This window comes from Streptomyces diastatochromogenes (assembly GCF_002242805.1).
GTDB lineage: Bacteria > Actinomycetota > Actinomycetes > Streptomycetales > Streptomycetaceae > Streptomyces > Streptomyces diastatochromogenes.
Genome location: NZ_MCGQ01000014.1, coordinates 273,508 through 299,007 on the forward strand (window position 1 = coordinate 273,508; position 25,500 = coordinate 299,007).

A 25,500-nucleotide genomic window follows, 5' to 3' on the forward strand; every position below is an offset into this window, starting at 1 on the left:
TGGTGCGGAAGCCCCGTCCTCCGGCCCTGGTTTTTCGCGGGCCGGCGGCCGTGCCCCGGAGTCCCGGAAAGGTCAGTCATGAGCCGTCCACGAACTGTTGCCTCCTTGCGTCCGCCGTCCGGCGCGACCTCACACGGTCCGGTGCCGGCCGGCCCGCCTCGGGGGGCTTTGATTGCCGCCACCGTGCTGTTGACTGCGGTGTTGGCGACCGGTCTCGCCCTCCTCGGGAACGGGCGGCCGGCTTTCCAGAACCTGGATGATCGCTGGATGAATGCGATGCAGGGGGCGCCAGGAGGTGCGGCGACGAGCCTGGCCCGCGCGTTCGACGTGCTCGGTGGGCCCCTGGGGGTGATCCTGCCCCTCACGCTGACCGGTTGCCTCGGAATCTACGGGAGATGGAGATCCGGCCTGTTCGTCTTCGTGGCCGGAGTGGTTTCCAACATCGTCGTCGTGCTCCCCCTGAAGCAGCTCGTCGACCGCCCGCGCCCGCCGCACCCCTGGGTTCTGGTCGGTGAGGGCTCGTTTCCGTCCGGCCAGGTCTTCACGGTGACGACTCTCCTTCTGGCTGCCGGAGTGGTGCTCTTTCCGCCCCGCGCGCGGCGCTGGTGGTGGCTTGTCGCGGCAGCCCTGATCGCCCTGACCATGTGGAGCCGTACGTGGCTGCACGCCCAATGGCTCAGTGACACCGTGGCCGGTGCCGCCGCGGGCGTGGGTGTCGTACTGCTGCTGTGGTCGGCGTTCGCTCGCCTTCTGGGGGAGGAGGCCAGGCGTGCCGCGGCCGATCGCCTGTGGGACTAGTTCGATAGCAGCTGTTCCTGTGCTGATTAATTGACGACCGTCGGAATTGCGGAATACTCTCGCGGTCCGGCTCGGCGCGGGTCCTGTCACTCCCGTGCCTCCGCCTGCCACGCGGCCCGAGCGGCGGCGGCTCCGATATGCCTGGTGAACGGGTTCACCAAGGAGGACATACATGACTGACAGGCAAGGTCAGGCTCCCCCCGTCGTCCAGTTGCCGGCCGGCCGGCTGCGCGGAGGCATCGAGGGTGGTGTCGCGGTCTTCAAGGGCGTGCCGTACGCCGCACCACCGGTGGGTGACCTGCGCTGGCGTGACGCTCGGCCGCATCCCGGCTGGAGTGGTACACGGGAGGCGACCGCATACGGGCCGAGCTCACCGCAGATGTACATCGACGGTGGCGACCCGGTCCTGGGGGGCCACGGATCTCCGCCCTTCGACGACGACTGTCTGACGCTGAACGTGTGGACACCGGCCGTCGATGACGCTCGCCGACCGGTGCTGGTCTGGATCCACGGCGGTGGATTCGTCTCCGGCTCCGGATCGTTGCCCATCTACTCCGGCGAGACCTTCGCGCGCGACGGCGACCTGGTGGTCGTCACCCTGAACTACCGTCTCGGTCCCCTCGGTTACCTGTCGTTCGACGACGGGACCGCAGCAGAGGCACAGTCGGCCAACCTCTGGCTCACCGACCAGCTGACCGCGTTGCGCTGGGTGCGCGACAACATCGCCCACTTCGGTGGGGACCCCGACACCGTCACTGTTGCCGGCCAGTCGGGTGGTGCCCTGTCCACGGCCGCCCTCGCCGGGCACCCCGAAGCCCAGAAGATGTTCCGTCGGGCCATCCTCCAGAGCCCGCCCTTCGGTCTGCACATCCCCACCCGCGACGAGTACCGGGAACGGATCGACGCCTACCTCGAGTCCGCCGGGGTGAAGGACGTCGACGAACTCCGGCACCTGCCGTGGCCGCGGCTCCTCGAGGCCGCCGGAGGGCTCTACGCGCGCACGGTGCGCTGGGGGTTCTGGCCCACTCCCTTCCTCCCCGTGCAGGACGACGTCACACTCTTCCGCCACCCGGCGGAGACCCTCCTGCACGGCGCGGCAGCCGAGGTCGACGTTCTCATCGGCTGGACCCGCGAAGAGGCCAACTTCAACTTCGCCCTGGATCCGGCGTACGCGAAGTCCACCCGCGCCCAGGTGGTGGGCCGTATCGCGGAGCGCTTCGGCGACCGTACGGCAGCCGATGTGTACGACGAGTACGCGCGGACCCGGCCCGGCGCCCGACCCGTCGACGTGCTCATGGATCTGATCTCGGACGAGCTGTTCCGGGTTCCGTGCGTGCAACTGGCGGAAGCCAGGGCGGCATCGGGTCGTCCCGTCTGGGCGTTCCAGTTCGACTTTCCGACGCCGGCGCATGGCGGGAGGCTCGCCGCCGCTCACTGCCTGGAACTTCCGTTCGTCTTCGACAACTTCGACAGCTGGTCGCATGCTCCACTCGTCGAGGGGATCGATCCGGTCGTGGGGGACGGCCTGGCGAAGAGCATGCATCAAGCGTGGATCGCCTTCGCCCGCACCGGCGACCCGAACCACCCCGGGATGCCGACGTGGGGGCGGTACCTGGAGGGAGATCGCACGACCATGCGTTTCGACTCTGTCACCCTCCCGGTGAACGATCTGGCCGGGCACGCCCGTCGCCTGCACGGTCGACGGGTGTCGGCCTCGTAGCCGGCGGATTCATCGAAAAGTCCCTCGCCGGCCTCTACACCAGTCAGTTACACGTGTAACGTGATCGGAGGTCGCGTGGAGGGGAGCAGCGGCCGAGCCGGTCCCGAGCGCCTGACCCAGCTCGGGACCGGCTTCACACAGGCACTCGCACGCGCGAAACGGAAGAAGACACCCATGGCCCACGCAGCGACGGCCCGGCCGCGCATCCTCACCGCTCCCGACGGCACCGCTTTCCGCGATCTGAACGGCAACGGGGTGATGGAGCCCTACGAGAATCCGCGTCTGCCGGTGGACGCACGTGTCACCGACCTCCTCGGCCGCATGACCCTGGAGGAGAAGGCGGGCCTCATGTTCCAGACCATGATCGCGATCAATCCGGACGGATCACTGGTGGAGCCGGAGCCGGGAGCACCCGACGACGATCCGATGCGTGCCTCCACCTCCGCCATGGTGACCGGCAAGCTCATGAACCACTTCAACCTCTTCGGTGCCGCGGCTCCGCGCCGGATGGCCGAGTGGAACAACCGTCTCCAGGACCTGGCCGCGACGACCCGTCTGGGCATCCCCGTGACCGTCTCGACCGACCCGCGCCACGGCTTCGTCGACAACCCCGCGGCCGGCGCGCACACCGACGGGTTCTCCCTGTGGCCGGAGCCGCCGGGCCTGGCGGCGATCGGGGACGAGGAACTGGTACGGCAGCACGCCGACATCGTCCGCCGTGAGTACCTCGCCGTCGGTATCCGCCTGGCCCTGCATCCCACGGCCGATCTCGCCAGCGAGCCCCGGTGGGCTCGCATCATGGGTACGTTCGGCTCCGACGCCCACGTGGCCGCCCGCATGGTCGCCGCGTACATCCGCGGACTTCAGGGCGACGCCCTCGGCCCGCACAGCGTGGCCGCCATGACCAAGCACTTCCCCGGGGCCGGACCGCAGAAGGACGGAGAGGACGCCCACTTCCCGTACGGCCGCGAACAGGTCTACCCCGGCGGCAACTTCGACCACCACCTGATCCCCTTCGAGGCCGCGTTCGCCGCGGGAACGTCCCAGATCATGCCCTACTACGCCATGCCGGTCGGAACCCCGTACGAAGAAGTGGGCTTCGGTTTCAACAAGGGTGTCATCACCGGGTTGCTGCGCGAGAAGTACGGCTTCGACGGCATCGTGTGCACCGACTGGGGGCTGGTCACCGACAGCCGGATCCTCGGCTCCCCCTTCCCCGCCCGCGCCTGGGGCGTGGAACACCTGGACAGGCCGGCCCGCGTGGAAAAGATCCTCGACGCGGGTGCCGACCAGCTCGGTGGCGAAGCCGCACCCGAACTCGTCGTCGAACTGGTCCACGCGGGCCGAGTCGGCATGGACCGCATCGACGCCTCCGTCGCACGCCTCCTGCGCGAGAAGTTCCTCCTGGGCCTCTTCGACGACCCGTACGTCGACCCGGACGCCGCCGAGCGGATCTGTGGCAGCGACGAGTTCACCGCGGCGGGCCTGGCCGCCCAGAGCCGCTCGATCACGATTCTCAAGGACCGCCCGAGCGCGGCGGCGGATCCGATCCTGCCGTTGCAGGCCGGCGTCCGCATGCACGTCCAGGGCGTCGATCCCGAGGTTGCCGAGCGCTACGCCACCGTGGTGGACAGCCTGGAAGAAGCCCACGTCGCACTGGTACGGATCAGCGCTCCGTACGACGAACGGACGGAGGGCTTCGAGAAGTTCTTCCGCGCGGGCCGGCTCGATTTCACCGTGGAGGAACTGCAGCCGCTGCTGGCGACAGCCGCGGCCGTGCCGACCGTCTTCGACGTCTTCCTCGACCGTCCCGCGGTGCTCCCCGAGATCGCGGAGAAGGCGGCAGCCCTCGTGGCCGACTACGGTGCCTCGGACACCGCTCTGCTGGACGTCCTCTTCGGTCGCACGAAGGCGGAGGGGCGGCTTCCCTTCGAGCTTCCCCGCAGCATGGAAGCCGTCGATGCCGGTCACGAGGACGTGCCCGACGATTCCCCGGACCCGCTCTTCCCGTACGGCCACGGGCTGGACGTGCAGCCGCCCACGGAGTGAACGCGAAGCGCTGAAGGGGGTGTTGCCGGACCGGACAACGGTGTCCGGCAACACCCCCTTCGTGAAACTGCCTACCAGCCGCCGAAGGAGTTCCACCAACCCCAGCGCTGTGGCGGCGCCTCGTGCGGAGCACGGTCGGCGCGCCGCTCGGCGGGCGCCTCCATGACGGTCTGGGGGGATGCGGCCGTGCCCCGACGGGTGTCGGAGTGGGCCGCGGCGAAGGTCACCGGCAGTACGGCCGGGGCCCCGCACCACAGGGACGGGTGCCGCAGAGCACGGTCCGGGAGGGCGGGGCGGAGGTCGGCGAGTCGGTCCAGGAGCACCTCGAGCGCCGTCTCCGAGATCAGGCGAGCCGCTTCCTTGGCGGGGCAGCCGTGGGATCCGGTACCCCAGGCCAGGTGTGCCCGCGTACGGGAGGCCGTGGCGCCCTCGAGCTCCGGGTCGGTGTTGGCGGCCGCAAGACAGGGGATCACCAGGTCACCTTGCCGAATACGGTGCCCTGCCAGGATCGTGTCCCCGGTCGCCCACCGGCCGGGGATGTTGGGCATCGGCGCCCCTGCGTGGAGTGCTCGCTCCATGAGGCGGGCCACTGAATCTCCGGTCCCGGTCACCAGGGCCGGACCTCGATGTGCCAGCAGAAGGCGCACGCTGTTGCCGATCCAGCCGATGGTGCTCTCGCCACCGATCAAGGCGAGAGCGAGCAGGTTGTGGGCAACCTCGTCGTCGGACAACGCTGTGTCCTGAACCAGCCACGACGCAAGGTCGGGTGCCGGTGTGACGCTCCGCTCGTCCACCACCCGACGGAAGGCGTCGAGCAGCTTCGCATCTGCCTGCACGGCATCGGGGAAGCCGTTCACGACGGTCTGGCTCAGGACGTCGAGCGTGGCGATCGAATCGTCGGACAGGCCCAGCAGATGGGCGAACACCTCCCACACGAAAGGCCGGGCGTATCCGGCCATCAGGTCGGCGGTGCCCCGTACCGACCAGCTGTCCACCAGTGCGTTCGCCCGGTGGTGGACCAGTCGGCTCAGTTGCCTCGGATCGAGATGGCTGAGGGCCTCCGTCAGCGCACGGCGGTGCCGAAGGTGCTCTTCCCCGTCGAGCCGGAAGACGGCGGGGTGAGGACCGAGCAGCGGTAGCACGGGTGTGTCCTCCGGCAGCCTTCCATGAGCGGCGGCATCCCACCGCCGCGGGTCGCTGGAGTAGTGATCCGCTCTCCAGATGACCTCCAGCACCTCCCGGTGGGTGAGCACCAGCCAGGCCGCGACGCCGGGGGCGATCTCGACCGGAACGACCGGTCCGCTGTGCCGGCGCAGGGAGGCGTAGAAGGCGGCGAGGTCCTGATCCATCGCCCGGCCGTGCAGCGGGGTGAGGCCCGCGCGGTACGGGCACGCGGGCATGGGGCCGGAGCGGCTCGTCGGTTCCATCGGACTCCTTCGGTGGGTGCGGGCCGGCCCGAAGGCGCCTGTCGCGCCTGTCGGTAACGCGTGTAACCTGGAGGGGGCCGGTCAGAGGACCGGGAGGAACGGGTTAAGGGCGTCATGGGCAAGGAGCCGACAGCGGCGGCAGCCGTCACGAGTGCCGACGTGGCGCGTCTGGCGGGGGTGTCGAGGGCGACCGTGTCCTTCGTCCTCAACAACACGCAGGCGCACCGGGTCAGTGCCACTACGCGTGCCCGGGTGCTGGCGGCGGCACAGCAGCTCGGCTATGTGCCGCACGCTGCCGCCCGGTCGCTGCGGGCGGGGCGGAGCAACCTCGTGCTCATGCCGGCGTCCGTCTCGGCGGTCGGAAGCCTGGTCAGCGCCTGGATCGACGACCTGCAGAGCGAGTTGGAACAGCACGGGTACGTCACCGTGCTCCACGCCGGGCGTTTCTCCGACCCCGTGAGCGCTGCCCGGGCCTGGGCCGAACTGCGCCCGGCGGCGGTGCTGGCCCTCGACGGTGACAGCCTGACCGACCAGGCCGCCGACGTGCTGGGCAGGGCCGGGGTGCGGGGTGTGCTGGCGTTCGCCTCCCATGACGTGAAGGGCGTCCACACCATCGGCTTCGACCACGCACGCGTCGGAGCACTGGCCGCCGAGCACCTCGTTTCCCGCGGCCGGCGGAACATCGGCGTGATCATGCCGCGGGAGCGCGGCCTGGCCACCTTCGCCCGGCCACGCCTGGCCGGGGCGCAGCAGGTCGCCGCCCGCAGCACGGCGGCGGCCGTCACCGCGGTCGAGATGTCCTACACCCACGAGTCCGCCGCCGAACTGGCCGGGCATTGGCGCGAGTCGGGTCTGGACGGGGTGTTCGCCTACAACGACGACTACGCGGCGCTGCTGCTGCATGCGCTGCGCAACAAAGGGGTGACCGTCCCGGGGGATGTCGCTGTGGTCGGAGCGGACGACCTGGTGTTGGCGGCTCTGCAGCAGCCGCCGTTGACGACGGTGCGGCTGGACCTGCCCACGCCCGCTCAGGTCGCCGACGCCCTGCACGAACTGGTCGACCGGGGTGTGCCGCCCGAGGTTCCGGGCATGGAGCCGGTCCTTGTCCACCGTCAGTCCTCGTGACCGGCCGGCCGGCCGACGGTGCCACGGACGGGTGACGCATCCGCTTCCCGGCTCAGGAATGGTGTGAACAGCCACCACAGCACAAGGGCGGTGCCCGCGCCCGTGGTGGCGCCGGCCACCGTGTCGCTGAGCCAGTGGGCGTGCAGCCATGTGCGGCTCCACATCATCGCGACCGTGACGGCGATACCGAAGGCCCACCAGCCTCGTCGGCGGGCCGCGGGGACGAAGAGGACGCCTACGACGACCACGAGGAGCGCCGTCCCGGCCGAGTGGCCGGAGGGGAATGAACCGTGGTCCACCCGGACCAGAGGGTGGGCCGGGCGCGGCCGGTCCACCCAGAACTTGAGGATGTGGACGACGGCCATGTCGCCCACCCCGTAGGTGGTGAGCAGAAACAGCAGGGACCACCAGCGTCTGCCTATCGCGAGGACGAGCAGCAGGCCCACGGGTATCACCGCCCCCAGCGGGCCACCCAGCCAGTTCAGTACGGAGGCCACGGCCGCGCAGGGGCCGCCGTGCGGGCCTCCCATCCAGCGCGACCAGGCGTCGTCGACGCTCTGGAAGACCGGACGTGCCGGGCGGGTGAGCACCGCGGCGGCGCATGCGGTGGTGACGAGCAGGAAGAACACCCCGAGCTTGAGCGTGCCGGACCGTGCGGGAGGTGCGGAGAGGCGGTGGTGCCCCGGGGGGATCGGTGCGGGAGCGGCGAGTTCAGCCGCCGGAGTCGTGGTCATCAGGTACCTCTTGCGGCGCCGGACCGTCCGGCCGGCGCCACACGTGCTGGTCAGCGGCGACGGGTTGTACGGCCCGGGCTCATGCGGTCAGGTGGCGGGCGAGGAAGGCGACGCTTTCGGAGACGATCGGCGTCACGTCCGGGGTGCCGAGGAAGATGTGGTCGGCGCCTACCACCGGGCGCACGGTGACCTGGCCGCCGGCGCGCTGCAGGGCCTCGGCGAGCACCTCGCTCTGGCTGTAGGGCACGAGACCGTCGGCCGTTCCGTGGATCAGCAGGAAGGGGGGCGGGGTGGCCGGACCGGCGTAGGTGACCGGGCTGGCGACGCGGGCGAGCTCCGGCAGCTCTTCGGCCGTGCCCCCCAGCAGCGCGGTGAACGGGTTGGGATATTCAGGGCCGGACGGCGAGGGCGGAAGGGTGTGCGACAGCAGCGCGCCCAGGTCCGATACCCCGTACCAGTCGACGACGGCCCGGACAGCGCTGTCCTCGTCGCGTGCGCCCTCGGCGCCCTCCAGTACCGTGGCCGCTTCGGTGCCGTCGGCGCGGACGAGGCCCGCGAGCGCGGCCAGATGACCGCCCGCCGATTCGCCCCAGACGCCGATCCGGTCCTTGTCGATGCCGAGGTCGGCGGCGAAGCGACGCACGTAGCGGATGGCGGCCTTCACATCGTGCAGCTGTGCCGGGAACGGCGCCTCCAGACTGTGCCGGTAGTCGATGCTCACCACCGCGAGACCGGCTCCCAGGATCGTGCCGTACAGCAGCTCGACGGGCACGGTCGGCGGCGGGAAGCGCCGGTCGCCGTCGAGCCATCCGCCCCCGTGGATCCACACCACGGCCGGCACCGGCTGCTCGGACGCCGGCACGTGCGCATCGAGCAGACGCGGCCGGTACCCGGGCGTGCGCGCGTACGTCACCCCGTCGAAGCGGCGCACACCGTCCCGGCCGACCAGCGGGGGAGCGGGAGCGAGAAACGGTGGCGGAGGCCATTCCATGTCGCTGGTCGGGGCCGGCTGTGCGGTCGGGTCTGTCGGAGGTGATGAGGTCATGTCCGCCTCTCTCTGTGGGCGTGTGTCCGGTGAGGGATTTTCCCGATGAATGTCCGGATTGCCCTTGTGTTCATGTAGGGCTCGCCCTAGCGTGTTACACGTGTAACACGGGGGGTGGCTGGCAGGTTACACGAGAAATCGCGTGCGTGTCGCACCTTCTTGCCGGGGAGTTCGCATGCTCGACCCCACCTTGTTCGCGCCTGGTCCGCCTTCGCGACGCCGTCTCTTCCACTGGGCGACCGAGGCTGCCGCGGCGGCGGTCCCTGGCGGGCGAACGTCTCTGCGTTGCGTTCTCGAGTACTGGCGTATCGCGCCGGAACTGGGTGAGGCGCTTCTGCTCGCGGGGACGGAGCTCCTGTCCAACGCGATCCGGCATGCGGGCGACGTGACGGGCTCGCTGCGCGTCACGGTCACCCTCGCGGAGGGTTGGCTGCAGCTCGACGTCGCTGATGGCGACCCCTGTATGCCGTGCTTCGGCCTCGATGCCGACGGCGAGGCGGAGGGCGGCCGTGGCCTCATGATCGTGAGCTTCCTGGTTCGTGAGGCCGGCGGCGAGCTGACGGCGTTCCGTGCCGGGTCCGGCAAGGTCGTCCGCGTTCGTCTCCCCGCCGTCTGACTCTCCACCCGTTCGGGACCTCGCCGACCGCGAGCGAGGCGCGCCTGCCCGTCGTCCGGCAGGGCACCGCAAAAATCTATGTCGTGAAATCTTGACGCTCGTAAAAACAACGACATACTTGCCGCACTCCCTTCGCTGCCCCCGAGACCGAGGTGTGCGCCCCATGGAGCTCTCCCCGTCCGCCCACGTGGACACCTTCTGCCGCGACCGACTTCCTCCCTTCCACCTCTGGCCCCAAGTGCACTTCGACCTGCCGGAGTTGCGGTACCCGGACCGACTCAACTGCGCCGTCCGACTGCTCGACGACGCCGTCGAACGCTGGGGCGCCGACCGGCGCTGTCTGCTGACCCCGACGGACCGCTGGACGTACGGCGACCTGCTGCGCCACGCCAACCAGATCGCCCAGGTCCTCACCGAGGACCTCGGGCTGGTTCCCGGCAACCGCGTCCTGCTGCGCGGCCCCAACAACCCCTGGCTGGTCGCCTCCTGGTTCGGGGTGCTCAAGGCCGGCGGTGTCGTGGTCACCACGATGCCCCTGCTGCGGGCCGCCGAACTCGCGCAACTCCACGACATCAGCCGTCCCGTGGTCGCCCTGTGCGACCACCGGTACCTCGACGAACTCCAGGCCGCCGACGCGCCCGGACTGACCGTCCTTTCCTACGGCGGCCCGGGCGACGACGACCTGATCCGCCGCTGCGCGGCCAAGGACGGTGTGTTCTCCAGTGTCGTGACCGCCGCCGACGACGTGGCCCTCATCGCCTTCACCTCGGGGACGACCGGGCGGCCGAAAGCGACGATGCACTTCCACCGGGATGTGCTCGCCAACGCCGACACGTTCTCCCGGCACATCGTCAAGCCCCACCCGGACGACGTGTTCACCGGAACGCCACCGCTGGCCTTCACCTTCGGGCTCGGCGGCCTGGTCGTCTTTCCCCTGCACGCAGGGGCGGCAACGCTCCTCATCGAGCAGGCGTCGCCGGAGAAGCTGGCCGACCTCGTCGCCGAGCACGGCGCCACGGTCCTGCTCACCGCCCCCACCGCATACAAGGCGATCATGGCCGCCGGAGCCGTGGACCGCCTGGCAGGCCTACGCCGGTGCGTATCCGCCGGAGAAGCGCTGCCCGCCCAGCTGTGGGAGGACTTCCACGCCGCGACCGGCCTGCGCATCATCGACGGCATCGGCGCCACCGAGATGCTGCACGTGTTCATCTCCGCCGCCGACGACGACATCCGACCGGGATCCACCGGCAGGCCCGTTCCCGGCTACCGTGCGATGGTCGTCGACGACAGCGGGGCGCCCGTCCCCGACGGGGAGCCGGGCCTGCTCGCCGTCGCCGGCCCGACAGGGTGCCGCTACCTCGACGATCCACGCCAGACGACGTATGTCAGGAACGGCTGGAACGTCACCGGGGACACCTACATACGCGATGCGGACGGCTACTTCTGGTACGTGGCCCGCAGCGACGACATGATCGTCTCCTCCGGATACAACATCGCCGGACCCGAGGTCGAAAAGGCGCTCCTCGTCCATCCCCAGGTGGCGGACTGCGGCGTCGTCGGTGCGCCGGACGACCGGCGCGGCATGGTCGTCAAGGCGTACGTGATCCTCCACGAGGGTGTCGCCCCTGACGACGTAACCGTCAAAGAACTCCAGGACCACGTCAAGCAGACCATCGCGCCCTACAAGTACCCGCGGGCCATCGAGTTCGTCACCGACCTGCCGCGCACCGGCAACGGCAAGCTCCAGCGCGGCGAGCTGCGCCGGCGTGCCGCAGGAACGGCCGGCTGACACCCCTTCCGACTTCCCGCAGCCGACCGGATCGGCTGCCGAAAGGCACCTTCATGGAAACCCCCAGCACCCAGCGGCCAACCCCACCGATCGGCGTCGGCGCCGATGATGCCGGCCATGCCTCGGAGGTGAACCTGCCCAGCATCGTCGTCGAGCGCCGGGTCGAGTGGCCCGACACCGATGCCGCCGGCCACTATCACCACTCGACCGTCGTGCGGTGGGTGGAGGCGGCGGAGGCCGCCCTGCTGCGCCGCCTGGACCTGGCGCACCTCTTCGGCAGCACCCCGCGCGTCCACTTCGAGGCCGACTATCGCGCCCGGCTGTGGTTCGGAGACCTCGTGCGCATCGAGCTGCGCGTCACCAAGGTCGGGACCAGCTCCCTGCACTACGCCTTCACCGTGCGCGGCAAGGGCGAAGAGCAGGCGGCCACCGGCCGGATGACGATCGCTCACTCCGCCGCGCGAGCCTCCGGGGCCACTCCCTGGCCGGACGAGGTGCGTCACCTCCTGGTCAACGCGGGGGCGCAGGCCCCCGAAACCCTGAGCTGAGCTGGGCAGACCATGCGAGCCACGCATCTTTATCGAGGTTTCTTGACGAGCGTAGGAATTACGGCATACGTTGTTCCTCGGAACACAAGGAGGACGCCGTGCGCGTAGCAGTCATCGGCGGAGGGCCCGGTGGGCTGTACTTCTCGGCCCTGGCCAAGCAGCTCTCCCCGCACTGGGAGATCACCGTCTGGGAGCGCAACGCTGCTGACGACACCTTCGGATTCGGCGTGGTGTTCTCCGACGAGACCCTCGACGGCATCGCGCAGGCCGACCCGGAGATCTACCGGGCCATGTCGGCCGAGTTCGCCCGCTGGAGCGACATCGACGTGCGCTACAAGGGCCAGGTCCTCACGTCGGGGGGCCACGGATTCGCCGCTCTCGGCCGCAAGCGTCTCCTGCAGATCCTTCAGGAGCGGTGTACGGCGCTGGGGGTGGACGTGCGGTACCGCACACAGGCCCCGCCGGCGGCCGAACTCGCCGCTTCCTACGATCTCGTGGTGGCGAGCGACGGCGTCAGGTCGCAGACCCGGAGCGCGTTCGCCGACAGGTTCGGACCGGATCTGGACGAGCGCCACTGCCGTTACATGTGGCTCGCGACCGACAAGGTCCTCGAAGCCTTCACCTTCATCGTCGCCGAACGGGACTTCGGGACCATGCAGGTCCACGCGTACCCGTTCGACGACACCCGCAGCACCTTCGTCGTCGAGATCGACGAGGACTCCTGGCGCCGCGCGGGATTCGACTCGTCCGCCGCCCGCGACTTCGCGCCCGGGGCCAACGACGAGGAGAGCATCCGGCGGTGCGAGGAGATCCTCGCCGGCCACCTGGACGGCCACCGCCTGATCCCCAACGGCTCCAAGTGGATCCGCTTCACCACCGTACGCAACAAGACGTGGCGCCACGAGAACGTCGTCCTGCTCGGCGACGCCGCCCACACGGCCCACTTCTCCATCGGCTCCGGCACCAAACTCGCCATGGAGGACGCCCTCGCCCTGGCGGCCTGCCTCCACGAACACCCGGACGTGCCCAGCGCCCTGGCAGCGTACGAGGCCGAACGCAGGCCGGTCGTCGAGTCCACGCAGCGGGCCGCGCAGGCGAGTCTGGAATGGTTCGAGAACATCGGTCGCTACACCGGGCAGGAGCCGCCTCAGTTCGCGTTCAACCTGCTCACCCGCAGCCGGCGCGTCACTTACGACAACCTGCGCGTGCGCGATCGTGCGTTCACCGACGCGGTGGACACCTCTCACACGGAGCGCACGGCGGTCGGCGTGCGGGCCGACTCGGTGCCTCCGATGTTCCGGCCCTTCCCCCTGGGCGGCATACGCCTGCGCAACCGCGTCGTCGTACCTCCGACCGCCCTGTACGCCGCACAGGGTGGTGTGCCCGGGGACTTCGACCTCGTCCATCTGAGCACGCAGGCGCTGGGTGGCTCGGCTCTGGTCATCGCCGGCATGACGGCCGTGAGCGCCGACGGACGCGCCACACCCGGCTGCCCGGGCCTGTACACCGACGAGCAGGAAGCGGCCTGGCGCCGGATCACCGATTTCGTCCGCCGGCAGTCGGACACCTGCCTCGGCATCCAGCTCACCCACGCCGGACGGCGCGCCGCCACCAGCACGCCACGGGCCGACGGCCGGTGTGTCCCCCTCGGCGACAACGGCTGGCCACTCGTCGCGGCGTCAGCCCTCCCCTGGGACACCGGAAGCGCGACGCCCCGCGAGGCAACTCGTGCGGACATGGACGCCATCACCCAGGACTTCGTCACCGCGGCCCGCCGCGCCGACCGGGCGGGCTTCGACGTACTGGAACTCCAGTACGCCCACGGCCACTTGATGTCGAGCTTCCTGTCACCACTGACCAACCGGCGGACCGACGCCTACGGAGGCAGCCTCGCGAACCGGATGCGCTTCCCCCTGGAAGTGCTGCGCGCGGTCCGCGCCGTATATCCCCTCGGCAAGGCCCTGATCGTGCGGATCTCGGCCACCGACTGGGCCGACGGCGGCATCGGTGAGGCCGACGTGGTCGAGCTCTGCCGCGCCCTGGCGGACGCCGGGGCGGACGCCCTTGACGTGTCCACCGGAGAAGTCGTCTCCCACGAGCAACCCCGCTACGGCCGCAGCTACCAGACGCCCTACGCCGACCTGATCCGCAACACCGTCGGCGTACCCGTCATCGCCGTAGGCGCCATCTCCACCTACGACGACGTCAACTCCCTGATTCTCGCGGGCCGGGCGGACCTGTGCGCCGTCGGCCGCGCCCAACTCCACGATCCGCTGTGGACGCTCCATGCCGCGGCCGCCCAGCAGTACACCGGACCGGCCGCGCCCTGGCCGGCGTCCTGGAAGGCGGGCAGCGGCAGGCCGCCGGGCGCCCGCACCGACCGCGTACCGCCCCGCCTCCAGCTGCTCCGGGACGATCCCGCCCCCGTGCACCAGCGGTGGCTTCCGCAGCCCGCGGCGACAGCCGTCTGACAGGAGGAACGCATGAGGGAACAGCTGGAGAGACTGCCCCGCTTCAAGGCGGCGGCCGTGCAGTCCTCGCCCGTCTTCCTGGATCCGGCGGCCACGGTCGACAAGGCCGTCGCCCTCCTGGCCGAGGCCGCCTCCCACGGCGCCGAACTGGTCGTTTTCCCGGAGGTGTTCATCCCCGGGTACCCCTACTGGAACTGGACCATGAATCCCGTGCAGGGCTCGCCATGGTTCGAGCGCCTGTGGCGGGCGTCCGTCGACATCCCCGGCCCGCACGTGGACGCGCTGCGCGCGGCGGCCCGCCGGCACGGCGTCGTGGTGGTGATCGGTGTGAACGAACGAAGCCCCCAGAGCCTCGGCGTTCTTTACAACACCCTCCTCATCATCGGCTCGGACGGCGAACTCCTCGGTGTGCACCGCAAGCTCGTGCCCACATGGGCGGAGAAGCTGACCTGGACCGGTGGGGACGGAAGCTCCCTCAAGGTCCATTCCACGTCCGTCGGCCCGCTCGGCGCCCTCGCCTGCGGTGAGAACACCAACACCCTCGCCCGCTTCACCCTGCTCGCCCAGGGGGAGCTGGTCCACGCGGCCGGCTACATCGCGCTGCCGGTCGCACCGGAGGACTACGACATGGCGGACGCCATCGCCGTCCGCACGGCCGCCCACAGCTTCGAGGGCAAGCTCTTCTCCGTCGTCGCCTGCTCCACCATCTCCCCGGAGATCGTGGACACCGTCGCCGGCGACGACGAGGACGTGCGCCGCATGCTCGCCCGCCCCCGCAGCGCACTCTCCGGGATCTTCGGACCCGACGGCCGCCCCGTCACCGAGCCGCTCGTCGACGACGAGGGCATCGTCTACGCCGACATCGACCTGGCCAAGTGCATCCAGCCGAAGCAGATGCACGACATCGTCGGCCACTACAACCGCTTCGACGTCTTCCGCCTGCACGTCGACAACACCCCACGCACCCCGGTCACCTTCACGACCGACCCTGTCCCACCGCTTCCGTCCGACGAAACCGGCACGGCCGGCGCCACGAAGGAGGAGTCATGACCGCCGAGTACGACGACGACAGGCTGGGCCGGGCCCGCGTGTCCGACACTCCCGAACTCACCGCCTACTACGGCGAACTCGCCGAACTGGAGGCCGGCGCCCTCTGGACGGTCGCCAACGACATCGAGCCCTGGTACCCGCAGCCGAAGTCCGTACCCGTCCGGTGGCGCTACGACGCCCTGCGCCCCCTGGTGTGCAAGGCGCTCGACCTGGTCAAGGCCGACGACGCCGGACGCCGCGTCGTCATGCTCGTCAACCCCGGCCGCAAGGACGTCAGCGCCGCCGTCGGCCTCCTCTACACCGGCCTGCAGATCATGGGACCGGGGGAGTCCATGACCGCGCACCGGCACCAGGCCGCCGCCCTGCGCTTCGTTCACGAGGGCACCGGCGCCTGGACGATCGTCGACGGCCAGAAGCTGAAGGTCGGTCCCCGCGACTTCGCCATCACCCCCAACGGCACCTGGCACGAGCACGGCAACGACGCCGACGACGGCCCCGTCATCTGGCAGGACGGGCTGGACATCCCCCTGGTCAACGCCATGGACGCGGGCTTCTACGAGGTCCACCCCGAGCTGTACCAGCAGCCCGGGAAGGTGATCAACTCCTCGGTCCTCACCTACGGCGCGAACCTTCTGCCCTACGGGGTGGAGAAGTGGACCCGCCCCTACTCGCCCCTGCTCGCCTACCCGTGGGAGCCCACCTACCAGTCGCTGCGCAACCTGGCCCGGGCCACGGAGGGCTCCCCGTACGACGGCGTCATCGCCGAGTACACCAACCCGGTCACCGGTGGCTCCGTCATGCCCACCATGGGCGCCCACATGCAGCTCCTGCGCCCTGGCCAGTCGACGAAGGCGCACCGTCACACCGGGTCGGTCATCTACACCGTGGCCAAGGGCCGGGGGTACTCGGTCATCGCCGGACAGCGCTACGACTGGCAGCAGGGCGACATCTTCTGCGTCCCGTCCTGGGCCTGGCACGAGCACGCGAACCTCGACCAGGGCGAAGACGCCTGCCTCTTCTCGTTCAACGACTTCCCCGTGATGCGCTCCCTCGGCTTCCACCGCGAAGAGGCGTACACCGACAACGGCGGGCACCAGCCCACCGAGTGAACAGCCGCCGCACCGGGACTGCCCGGCCCTGACTCCGGTCACCGGCGCGGCGGCGACCCACCGGCGGCGATCACGACCTGCCCCGCATCGCCCCGGCGCCGGGGCGGCGGTGCGTCGACGTGAGACGCCCCGCCGCCCCGCTTCCCTCGGCGTCCCTTTCTCCCTCACCACCAAGGAGCTGTCATGCGACTCGTGACGTACACGGTCAACGAAGACCCCGCCCGTCTCGGCGCTCGGATCGACGACCGCGTCATCGATCTGAGCGCCCTCGCCGCCCACCACGGCACGGCACTCCCGCAGGACCTGCTGACGTTCATCCGGGCCGACGCCGACGTCCACGACACCGCACGCCGCCTCCTCGCCGGGGACCCGTCCGGCCGGCCGGCCGAAGCGGTCCACCGCCTCGACCAGGTCGTCCTGCATGCCCCGCTGCGTCCCGGCAAGATCATCGGCGTCGGGCTGAACTACGTGGAGCACGTCGAGGAGTCCAGCCGTAGCCTGGACACCGACAAAGAGCTGCCGCCCCGCCCCGTCCTCTTCGGCAAGCCCGCCACCGCGGTCACCGGGCCCGGGCAGCCGATCCTGCACAACGGGGACCTCACCCAGCAGCTCGACTGGGAGTGCGAACTGGCCGTCGTCATCGGCCGCACGGCCTTCCGGGTCAGCGAGGAGGACGCCTACGACCACATCTTCGGCTACAGCATCGTCAACGACATCAGCGCGCGCGACCAGCGCCGCTCCGGCCAGTGGTTCTTCTCCAAGGGGCAGGACTCCTACGCCCCCTTCGGCCCCGCCGTCGTCACCGCCGACGACATCGCCGATCCGATGAACCTGGACCTCGAACTGCGTGTCAACGGTGTCACCAAGCAGAAGTCGAACACCCGCCACATGCTCTTCCCCATCGCCCGCCTCATCGCCGACATCTCCTCCGGCATGACCCTCGAGCCGGGCGACGTCATCGCCACCGGCTCCCCCTCCGGAGTGGGCGCCGGCATGGTGCCCCCGGAGTTCCTCGTCCCGGGCGACACCGTGGAGGCCACCATCGAGCACATCGGCACCCTCACCAACCCCGTCACCGACGCCCGCTGACCTTCCCCGCCGCCCTCAGCTCCACGGAGAGACCATGGCCCCCCGCACCTACCGCATCGGCCAGATCGTGCCCAGCTCCAACGTCACGATGGAAACCGAGATCCCCGCCATCCTGCGCGCCCGCGAAAGCGTGGCACCGGAACGCTTCACCTTCCACTCCAGCCGCATGCGGATGACCCACGTCACGCCCGAGCAGCTCAAGTCCATGGACGCCGACTCCGACCGCTGCGCCGTCGAACTGTCCGACGCCCGCGTCGACGTCCTCGGCTACGCGTGCCTGGTCGCCATCATGAGCATGGGACTCGGCTACCACCGCACGTCCGAGGAACGCCTGCACACCCGCACGGCCGAGAACGGCGCCCCCGCCCCGGTCGTCACCAGCGCCGGCGCCCTCGTACACGGCCTGCACACCCTCGGCGCGAAGAAGATCGCGCTCGTCGCCCCGTACATGCGGCCGCTGACCCGGACGGTGGTGGAGTACCTGACCCACGAGGGCATCGAGGTCCTCGACTACACAGCGCTCGAGATCCCCGACAACCTGGACGTCGCCGCGCACGATCCCGCGAAGCTGCCCGGCATCGCCCGCGCCCTGCGGTACGCCGACGCGGACGCCGTCGTCCTGTCGGCCTGCGTCCAGATGCCGTCCCTCGGTGCCGTCGAGGAGGCGGAACAGCTTCTCGGCAAGCCGGTCGTCTCCGCAGCGGTGTGCACCGCGCACCAGATGCTGCGCACCCTCGGCCTGCCGGCCGTCGCGCCCGGAGCAGGCCACCTCCTGTCCGGCGCGTATGCCGAGGCGCCGACGCCCCAGCGGGAGGCGGCCACCGGCTGACCGGTCGACCGGAGCCTTCGTCCGGCAGCGCGGCCGCAGGGGGGCGCTCGGTAGGATCGCCACCGCACAGGACGGAAGGCGATCATGTCGGACAGCAGCATCAGGCCCAGCTCGTTGATCAACACGGTCTACGGCGCCTCGCTGCGCCGCCTCGGGGGATGGATCTCGATCGCCGACCTGATCGTCCTCATGGCCGAGCTGGACGTGGACGGACCGGCAGTGCGCTCGGCGATCTCCCGCCTGAAGAAGCGCGGCATCCTGGAACCCGAGCGGCGCGGCGCCAACGGCTACCGTCTGAGCCCGGCCGTCCACCCCGTTTTCGACGAGGGTGACCGCCGCATCTTCGGCAGCCTGGAACCGGCGGACCTGGCCGACGGCTGGGTGATGGCCGTCTTCTCCGTGCCGGAGTCCGAACGGTCTCACCGGTACCAACTCCGTACCCGGCTGACGTGGCTCGGCTTCGGCAACATCACCTCCGGCGTATGGCTCGCGCCAGGACGCCTCCTCGACGACGCCCGCGCCACGCTCGACCGGCTCGGTCTCAGCGAGTACGTGCACCTCTTCGCGTCGCAGTACGTGGCGTTCAGCGATCTGCGTACCTCGGTCAGCTCCTGGTGGGACTTCCCGGCGATCCAGGCACAGTACGCCGCCTTCACCGACACCTACGGCCCCGTCGCGGCACGGCTGACGACACAGTCCGGCATCGACGCCGGCGAAGCGTTCCGCCACTACGTCCCCATGCTCACGCAATGGCGCCGTCTGCCGTACCTCGACCCCGGTCTGCCGAAGGAACTCCTGCCCGGGGACTGGAACGCGGTCGCGGCACGTCAGGTCTTCCAGCAACTGCACGCCGTACTGGCCGAGCCGAGCCTGCGGCATGTACGGACAGTGACCGGACTTCAGGCGGAGTCCGTGACGGAATGAAACCTCACACCGCGCCGCGCCCCCAGTTGATAAACCGTGTAACCAAGTCACACCCAGCCCTTCAGGGACGCCATGAACCCTGCCAGGTCGTCGCGGTGGACGCAGTGGCCGGTGCCGGGTACGGCCGTGACCTCGAAACCGCGCTGCCGCAGTAGTCCGGCTGTGCTCGGGGTGACGGTGAGGCTCGGGTCCGCCAGTTGGACCAAAGACGGCACCACCGGTTCGGCGGGGAGGTAGTCCCCGCCGAACCGTTCTTCCACGGCGCAGAGGAAATCGAGGTCGAAGAGAGCGAAGCCGGCCAGTTCCGCCTCGATGTCCGCTTCGGACCAACGGGGACTTGAACGCCGCACGCTCTCCTTGTCGGCGGTCTCGACCATCGCGCGCATACTGCTGATCGCCCCAGGCGGGAGGCTTCCCGGCCGGAATCCCGGATCACTGTAGACGGCGCGCTCGGGGTGGAGCCGGGCGGCCGCCAAGGACAGAGCGAGCCCGCCGAGCGAGTGGCCGATCGCCACGTCCGCGCCCTTGGGCACGCTCTCCACGAGGTCGTCGGCCAGCAGGTCCGGCCGGTATTCTCCGCGCGGACTCAGGCCGTGGCCTCGCAGGTCGGGTGCGAACACCCGGTAGCCGCGGTCCACGAGTTGTTTCTCCACCGCATGCCAGGTGCGGTGATCGGCCATTCCTCCGTGGACCAGCAGGGCAACTCGCGGGCCGGTTCCGCTCTCGTGGACGTGGAGTCTCACGGCGTCTCCTGTCATAGGCATCGACACGTGTAACCAGCTTCCGCTATACATGCCGCGTCGAACAAGAGAGAACACAAGTCGTCGCCCAGTTACCTCGCATCGAGGTCAGATCTTGGGCGCTCCACCCCGACTCGATGCACTCACCGTCGAGTTGCACGACCTCCTACGAGGTGCGCATGGCAACTTTCCGACTAGTGGTCAGGCGGCTGTTGTCGTCGACCCCACTTCTGTTCCTCGTCTCCGCTCTGACGTTCGTGCTGGTGTCCCTGGTGCCGGGAGACCCGGCCCGGACGATCGTGGGGCAGCACGCCACGGTCGAGCAGTACGAGACCGTCCGTCGTCAGCTGGGTCTGGACGAGCCGTTGCCGGTCCAGTACTGGCACTGGCTCGTGCGGGTCTTCCACGGCGACCTGGGAACCTCGCTCTTCAGCGGCGAACCGGTGACATCCGTGCTGAACAACCGGCTGCCCGTGTCGCTTTCCCTGATCACCGCCGGAACCATCGTCTCCGGCGTCCTCGGCGTGCTGCTGGGACTGCTCAGTGCCCGACGTGGCGGTCTGCTGGTGAAGGCCGTGGACGTCCTGGCGCTCGTCGGCCTCGCGGTGCCGGCGTTCTGGTTCGCGCTCGTCCTCATCGCCGTCGGAGCCGTCCGGCTGCGCTGGTTCCCGGTCACCGGCTACGTGCCCCTCGCCGACGACCCCGTGGAATGGGGCCGTTCCCTCGTCCTGCCGGTCCTCTCCCTGTCGCTGAGCGCCGTCGCCATCATCGCCAAGCAGACGCGGGACTCGGTCCTGGACACGTTCGGGCGTGACTTCATCCGGGTCATGCAGGCCAACGGATTCTCCCGGCGATCGATCCTCTACCGGCACGTGCTGCGCAATGCCGCCCTGCCCCTGGTGACCGTGCTGGGTGTCGTGCTCGTCAGTCTGCTGGCCGCCGCCGTGTTCGTGGAGACGGTGTTCGCCATGCCCGGGCTCGGCAGTCTCACCCAACAGGCCACCGTCCAGCACGACATCCCCGTCATCCAGGGAGCTGTTCTGTACATCACGATCCTGGTCGTCCTCGTCAACCTGCTGGTCGACCTGGCCTACAGCCGGCTCGACCCGAGGGTGCGTGCCGCATGAAGCAGCCCACGACGCCGAGCGCCCCTCGCTCGCGGAACAGACGCCCCCTGATACGGCGGGTGTTGGTCCGCCCGGCCGGTGCGCTGTCCCTTGGCTGGCTCGTTCTGCTGACGGTCGCCACCCTCGCCGCGCCGCTCCTCACGACGCACGGTCCGCTGGACCAGGATCTCGGGCACGTACTGTCCGGGCCGACGGCGGACCACCTGCTCGGCACCGACAACCTGGGCCGGGACCTCCTCAGCCGGCTGCTCTTCGGCGGCCGATCCACCCTTCTGGCCGTCGGTGAGGCCCTGGCCGTCTTCCTGGCCCTAGGCGTGACCCTCGGCCTGGCCTCCGGATTCCTGGGCGGCTGGGTGGACTGGCTGACCGTACGCACCGCCGACCTGCTGTTCGCCCTGCCCGGGATCATCATCGTGCTGGTCGTGCTGTCCGTGTTCCCCGGCAACCTGCACGCCGCCATGATCACGTTCGGGGTGCTGGGCAGCCCAGGAATCATCCGTATCCTGCGCAGTCAAACCCTGGGAATCCGCGAGGAGTTGTACGTCGCGGCCGCCAAGGTCGCCGGTCTCACGCGGCAGCAGATCCTGCGCCGCCACATCCTGCCGCGCCTCATCAGCACGGTCATCGTCCAGGCCGCCCTGTTCGCCGCGATCGTCGTCACGATCCAGGCGGGTCTCGGCTTCCTGGGCCTCGGAGCCCAGCCGCCCGACCCGACATGGGGCGGACTGGTGGCCGACGCCTCCCAGGCGCTCGACCGTGCACCGTGGATGCTCGTTCCCTCAGGCATCCCCCTCGTCCTGACCGTGCTGGCGCTCGGATCGCTCGGTGACGCTGTCCGGGACGCGGCCACCGAGGGGTGGTCGGTCTCCAGGATGACCGCGCCCACGGACGCACCACGAACCGTGCGCGACGACCGTCGTCCGGCAGGCACCGTCACCACGAACTCGACGCGGTCCGGCACGAGCGCCCTGCTGTCGGTCAGAAACCTCTCCATCGACATCGGCGGTGTCCCGGTCGTGCAGGAGGTGAGCTTTGACATCGCCCCGGGAGAGACCGTCGGCGTGGTCGGTGAATCGGGCTGCGGCAAGTCCGTGACCTCGCTCGGGATCCTCGGACTCGTGCCCGGCGGCGGCCGCGTCGCACAAGGACAGGTGCTCTTCGACGGCACCGACCTGGTCGCTTCGCCCGCCGCCCGCACCCAGGTCCGCGGAACCGGGATCGCGTACGTCTCCCAGGAACCGATGGTCGCTCTCGATCCGATGTTCACCGTGGGTCGCCAGCTCGGCGAGGCCGTACGACGACACGAGCGCTGCGACCGCCGCGAGGCACGCAGCCGAGTCACCGAACTGCTCGACATGGTGAACATTCCCGACCCCGCGGCCGTCGCGGGGCGCCATCCCCACCAGCTTTCCGGAGGAATGGCCCAGCGCGTGGCGATCGCTCTGGCGCTCGCCGGCCGCCCCAAGCTCCTGATCGCGGACGAGCCGACCACCGCCCTGGACGTGACCGTCCAGGCCGAGATCCTCACCCTGCTGCGCAACCTGCAGGCCGATACGGGGATGGCGGTCCTCATCGTCACCCACGACTGGGGCGTGGTCGCCGACCTGTGCCACCGGGCCGTGGTGATGTACGCCGGGCAAGTGGTCGAGGCCGCGGACGTGGAGGAGATGTTCGCCCGGCCCCTGCACCCGTACACGGCGGGCCTGCTGGCCGCGAACCCGCACCGGGCGCGCGAGGGCGAACCCCTGCCGACCATCCCCGGGACGGTCCCCGCCCCCCGCGACTGGCCCTCCGGCTGCCGCTTCGCCGCCCGCTGCGAACTCGCCGATGACAGGTGCGCGGAGCCGGTGACGCTGACCGAGCCGGCCCCCGACCGGCTCAGCCGGTGCGTCCGATCCCAGCAGCTTCTCGCGGAAGGCACCTCCTGATGACGCAGCCACCGCTCCTAGACATCAAGGACCTGACAGTCGAGTTCCGCCAGGGCCGCCGCACTTCGCCGCTACGTGCCGTGGACACCGTGTCCCTGAGCATCGCACCCGGTGAGACGGTCGGACTCGTGGGTGAGTCCGGCTCGGGCAAGTCCACCATCGGCCGCGCGGTGCTGGGCTTGAACCGCGTCCACTCCGGTCAGGTCCACTTCGAAGGCCGCGACGTCACCCATGCCTCGTCCCGCCTCCGTCGCGGACTCAGCGCCCGCCTGCAGGTCGTCTTCCAGGACCCGTACTCCTCTCTCAATCCGGCCCGCACGATCGGCCAGACCCTCGCCGAGCCCCTCCTCGCTCACGGCAAGCCTCGAAAGCAGGAGATGCGAGACCGCATCGCCGAGATGCTCTCGCGAGTCGGTATGCCCGCCGACACGGCCGATCGCTACCCCGGTCAGTTCTCCGGCGGACAACGCCAGCGCATCGCCATCGCCCGCGCGCTCATGCCCGAGCCGCGCCTCGTCATCTGCGACGAACCGGTCAGCGCGCTGGACCTGTCCATCCAGGCACAGGTGATGAACCTCCTGGCCGACCTGCAGCGCGACCTCGACCTCAGCTACCTCTTCATCGCCCACGACCTGCCCGTGGTGCGCCACCTCTCGCATCGCATCGTGGTCCTCTACCGCGGCCAGGTCATGGAGACCGGACCCGCCGCCACGCTGTACGACGACCCGGTCCACCCCTACACCCGGACGCTGCTCGCCGCCGTACCCCAACCGGATCCCACAGCGCAGCGAGCCCGGACGGCGCAGCGGGGGACGGCGACAACCGTGTCCGCGCCCGCACCGGCCGGCTGCGTCTTCGCCCACCGCTGCCCGCACGCCGTCGACCTGTGCCGCCGCGAACGTCCGCCCCTGCTGCCGCTCCCGGACGGACGCGCCGCGGCATGCCATCGCACCGCGGAACTCCACCCCCACGCCAAGGCCCGGCAGTCCCAGCCGCACACCGTAAGGAAGCACTCATGAACAGAAGGTCTCTGACCACCGGGCTGGCGGCACTGACGGTGCTCGCCGTCGCCGCCACCGCCTGCGGCGGATCCAGCACGGGCGGAAGCAACGGGAAGGGGGAGACCCTGACCGTCGTCTCCGCCGGCGCGCCCGCCAGTCTCGACCCTGCCAAGGCCAACGTCGGCTCCGACAACTGGTTCGTCAACCTCGCCTACGACACCGTCCTGAGGCAGGGGCCGAACGGAAGAACGGGACCCGGCCTGGCCACCAAGTGGGGCTACATCGGCACCGGCAACACCGACTTCGCCTTCACCTTGCGCAGCGGACTGAAGTTCGCCGACGGAACACCCTTGGACGCCAGGGCCGTCGCGGCCTCGATCAACTACAGCCGCAGGAACGGCCTCAACGTGTCCTGGACCTCCGCCATCAAGTCGGTCACCGCCGGCGGCCCGCTCAGGGTACGGATCCACTGCTCCAGCCCGCACCCCAACCTGCCGCAGCTGATGACCCAGGTCCTGATGGTCGGCTCGGTCATCAGCCCCAAGGGTCTCGCGTCCCCGGCCGCCATGGGCACCCACTCCTTCGGCGCCGGCCCCTACGTCCTCGACGCTGCGCACACCGCGACCGGCGACCACTACACCTACACCCCCAACCCCCACTACTGGGACAAGAAGAAGATCCACTGGAAGAAGGTGGTCATCAAGGTCGTCGCCAACCCCAACTCCGCACTCCAGGCGGTCAGGACGGGGCAGGCCGATGCCATGGCGATCACCGCCAACCAGGTCGACACCGCTGAGTCCGCCGGACTGAAAGTCACCGGAGCGCCCAACGTCTTCATGGGCGTCAACCTCGCCGACCGGCGGGGCACCATCGCCGAGCCGCTCAAGGACGTCCGCGTACGGCAAGCCCTCAACTACGCCGTGGACCGAGCCGCCATCACCAAGGCTGTTGTTCAGAAGTACGGCCATCCGACCAGCCAGATATCCCTCCCCGGGCTCGACGGCTTCGCGGCCGACTACGACAACCGCTACCCCTACGACCCGGCCAAGGCCAGGAAGCTGCTTGCCGCAGCGGGATACCCCCACGGTTTCAAACTGAAGATGGAGACGCAGGGCTTCTTCGGCATCGACCTGGTCACCCAGGCAGTCGTTCAGCAGTGGAAGCAGATCGGCGTCACCGCCGACGTCACCACCGACACCAGCGTGGGCCAGTGGCTGGCCGCCGCCACCTCCAAGAAGTACCCGGCGCTCGGCTTCGGCTACGGCGGCGCCACAAGCTACGCCCTGTCCCTCGACTGGATGCTGCCGCACGCCACCGCCTTCAACCCCTTCGCCACCTCGGACCCCAAGCTCACGCGCATGCTGGCAGCCGCGGCCGCGGC

General features: G+C 69.9%; 21 protein-coding genes. 17 read left to right on the forward strand and 4 right to left on the reverse strand.

Going from position 1 to position 25,500, the window contains the following annotated elements:
* Positions 1 to 168 precede the first annotated feature (168 nt).
* The 3 genes from BEK98_RS18545 to BEK98_RS18555 all read left to right on the forward strand — a co-directional run bounded on the left by BEK98_RS18545 (position 169) and on the right by BEK98_RS18555 (position 4,567).
* On the forward strand, positions 169 to 798 hold the full coding sequence (locus BEK98_RS18545) for a phosphatase PAP2 family protein (RefSeq protein ID WP_167444204.1): 630 nt from the start codon (positions 169 to 171) through the stop codon (positions 796 to 798).
* Between the two features lie 172 nt (positions 799 to 970).
* On the forward strand, positions 971 to 2,518 hold the full coding sequence (locus BEK98_RS18550; RefSeq protein WP_094217666.1) for a carboxylesterase/lipase family protein: 1,548 nt from the start codon (positions 971 to 973) through the stop codon (positions 2,516 to 2,518).
* 174 nt (positions 2,519 to 2,692) lie between these two features.
* Positions 2,693 to 4,567: a glycoside hydrolase family 3 protein gene (locus BEK98_RS18555; protein WP_341868976.1), complete on the forward strand. Its 1,875-nt coding sequence runs from the start codon at positions 2,693 to 2,695 to the stop codon at positions 4,565 to 4,567.
* A gap of 71 nt (positions 4,568 to 4,638) precedes the next feature.
* Here the strand turns inward: BEK98_RS18555 and BEK98_RS18560 are convergent, their stop codons facing one another.
* On the reverse strand, positions 4,639 to 5,994 hold the full coding sequence (locus tag BEK98_RS18560) for a cytochrome P450 family protein (protein WP_094217667.1): 1,356 nt from the start codon (positions 5,992 to 5,994) through the stop codon (positions 4,639 to 4,641).
* A gap of 114 nt (positions 5,995 to 6,108) precedes the next feature.
* On the opposite strand from BEK98_RS18560, the gene BEK98_RS18565 reads away from it, so the two are divergent.
* Positions 6,109 to 7,119 carry a LacI family DNA-binding transcriptional regulator gene (locus BEK98_RS18565; protein ID WP_094217668.1) on the forward strand — a complete coding sequence of 337 codons (1,011 nt, stop codon included), beginning with the start codon at positions 6,109 to 6,111 and terminating at the stop codon, positions 7,117 to 7,119.
* Here BEK98_RS18565 and BEK98_RS18570 read toward each other — a convergent pair.
* Positions 7,107 to 7,853: a phosphatase PAP2 family protein gene (locus tag BEK98_RS18570; protein ID WP_094217669.1), complete on the reverse strand. Its 747-nt coding sequence runs from the start codon at positions 7,851 to 7,853 to the stop codon at positions 7,107 to 7,109. The two genes, BEK98_RS18565 and BEK98_RS18570, sit on opposite strands and share 13 nt — an antisense overlap.
* A 79-nt stretch (positions 7,854 to 7,932) precedes the next feature.
* Positions 7,933 to 8,898 carry an alpha/beta hydrolase gene (locus BEK98_RS18575; RefSeq protein ID WP_094217670.1) on the reverse strand — a complete coding sequence of 322 codons (966 nt, stop codon included), beginning with the start codon at positions 8,896 to 8,898 and terminating at the stop codon, positions 7,933 to 7,935.
* Between the two features lie 175 nt (positions 8,899 to 9,073).
* Here BEK98_RS18575 and BEK98_RS18580 point away from each other — a divergent pair, with 175 nt between their 5' ends.
* The 9 genes from BEK98_RS18580 to BEK98_RS18620 all read left to right on the forward strand — a co-directional run bounded on the left by BEK98_RS18580 (position 9,074) and on the right by BEK98_RS18620 (position 19,323).
* Positions 9,074 to 9,514 (forward strand): ATP-binding protein, encoded by a 441-nt coding sequence (locus BEK98_RS18580; RefSeq protein WP_094217671.1) that lies wholly within the window; start codon positions 9,074 to 9,076, stop codon positions 9,512 to 9,514.
* A gap of 163 nt (positions 9,515 to 9,677) precedes the next feature.
* Positions 9,678 to 11,303: an AMP-binding protein gene (locus tag BEK98_RS18585; protein WP_094217672.1), complete on the forward strand. Its 1,626-nt coding sequence runs from the start codon at positions 9,678 to 9,680 to the stop codon at positions 11,301 to 11,303.
* Positions 11,304 to 11,356: 53 nt separating this feature from the next.
* A complete protein-coding gene (locus BEK98_RS18590) occupies positions 11,357 to 11,851 on the forward strand; it encodes an acyl-CoA thioesterase (protein WP_094217673.1) in 495 nt (164 codons plus the stop codon).
* 98 nt (positions 11,852 to 11,949) lie between these two features.
* Positions 11,950 to 14,322 carry a bifunctional salicylyl-CoA 5-hydroxylase/oxidoreductase gene (locus BEK98_RS18595; protein ID WP_094217674.1) on the forward strand — a complete coding sequence of 791 codons (2,373 nt, stop codon included), beginning with the start codon at positions 11,950 to 11,952 and terminating at the stop codon, positions 14,320 to 14,322.
* Positions 14,323 to 14,334: 12 nt separating this feature from the next.
* Positions 14,335 to 15,372, forward strand: coding sequence for a carbon-nitrogen hydrolase family protein (locus tag BEK98_RS18600; protein ID WP_208643140.1), 1,038 nt, complete (start codon positions 14,335 to 14,337; stop codon positions 15,370 to 15,372).
* Positions 15,369 to 16,481: a cupin domain-containing protein gene (locus BEK98_RS18605; RefSeq protein ID WP_094217675.1), complete on the forward strand. Its 1,113-nt coding sequence runs from the start codon at positions 15,369 to 15,371 to the stop codon at positions 16,479 to 16,481. Before BEK98_RS18600 ends, BEK98_RS18605 begins: the two co-directional genes overlap by 4 nt.
* Before the next feature lie 183 nt (positions 16,482 to 16,664).
* The gene (locus BEK98_RS18610; protein ID WP_094217676.1) at positions 16,665 to 17,570 is read left to right on the forward strand and encodes a fumarylacetoacetate hydrolase family protein; all 906 of its coding nucleotides are present in this window, start codon (positions 16,665 to 16,667) and stop codon (positions 17,568 to 17,570) included.
* A 34-nt stretch (positions 17,571 to 17,604) separates the two neighbouring features.
* A complete protein-coding gene (locus tag BEK98_RS18615; protein ID WP_094217677.1) occupies positions 17,605 to 18,399 on the forward strand; it encodes a maleate cis-trans isomerase family protein in 795 nt (264 codons plus the stop codon).
* A gap of 84 nt (positions 18,400 to 18,483) precedes the next feature.
* A complete protein-coding gene (locus tag BEK98_RS18620) occupies positions 18,484 to 19,323 on the forward strand; it encodes a PaaX family transcriptional regulator (RefSeq protein WP_094217678.1) in 840 nt (279 codons plus the stop codon).
* A gap of 47 nt (positions 19,324 to 19,370) precedes the next feature.
* Here BEK98_RS18620 and BEK98_RS18625 read toward each other — a convergent pair whose 3' ends face one another.
* Complete coding sequence (locus tag BEK98_RS18625) at positions 19,371 to 20,066, reverse strand: alpha/beta fold hydrolase (RefSeq protein WP_094217679.1); 696 nt, start codon at positions 20,064 to 20,066, stop codon at positions 19,371 to 19,373.
* A 176-nt stretch (positions 20,067 to 20,242) separates the two neighbouring features.
* On the opposite strand from BEK98_RS18625, the gene BEK98_RS18630 reads away from it, so the two are divergent.
* The 4 genes from BEK98_RS18630 to BEK98_RS18645 form a co-directional block, all read left to right on the forward strand.
* Positions 20,243 to 21,190, forward strand: coding sequence for an ABC transporter permease (locus BEK98_RS18630; RefSeq protein WP_094217680.1), 948 nt, complete (start codon positions 20,243 to 20,245; stop codon positions 21,188 to 21,190).
* A complete protein-coding gene (locus BEK98_RS18635; RefSeq protein ID WP_208643141.1) occupies positions 21,187 to 23,118 on the forward strand; it encodes a dipeptide/oligopeptide/nickel ABC transporter permease/ATP-binding protein in 1,932 nt (643 codons plus the stop codon). The genes BEK98_RS18630 and BEK98_RS18635 overlap by 4 nt, the downstream gene beginning before the upstream one ends.
* Positions 23,118 to 24,137 (forward strand): ABC transporter ATP-binding protein, encoded by a 1,020-nt coding sequence (locus BEK98_RS18640; RefSeq protein ID WP_094217681.1) that lies wholly within the window; start codon positions 23,118 to 23,120, stop codon positions 24,135 to 24,137. Before BEK98_RS18635 ends, BEK98_RS18640 begins: the two co-directional genes overlap by 1 nt.
* Positions 24,134 to 25,500 (forward strand): ABC transporter substrate-binding protein (locus BEK98_RS18645; RefSeq protein WP_094217682.1); only part of this gene is annotated, 1,367 nt, incomplete at its 3' end. The genes BEK98_RS18640 and BEK98_RS18645, both read left to right, overlap by 4 nt.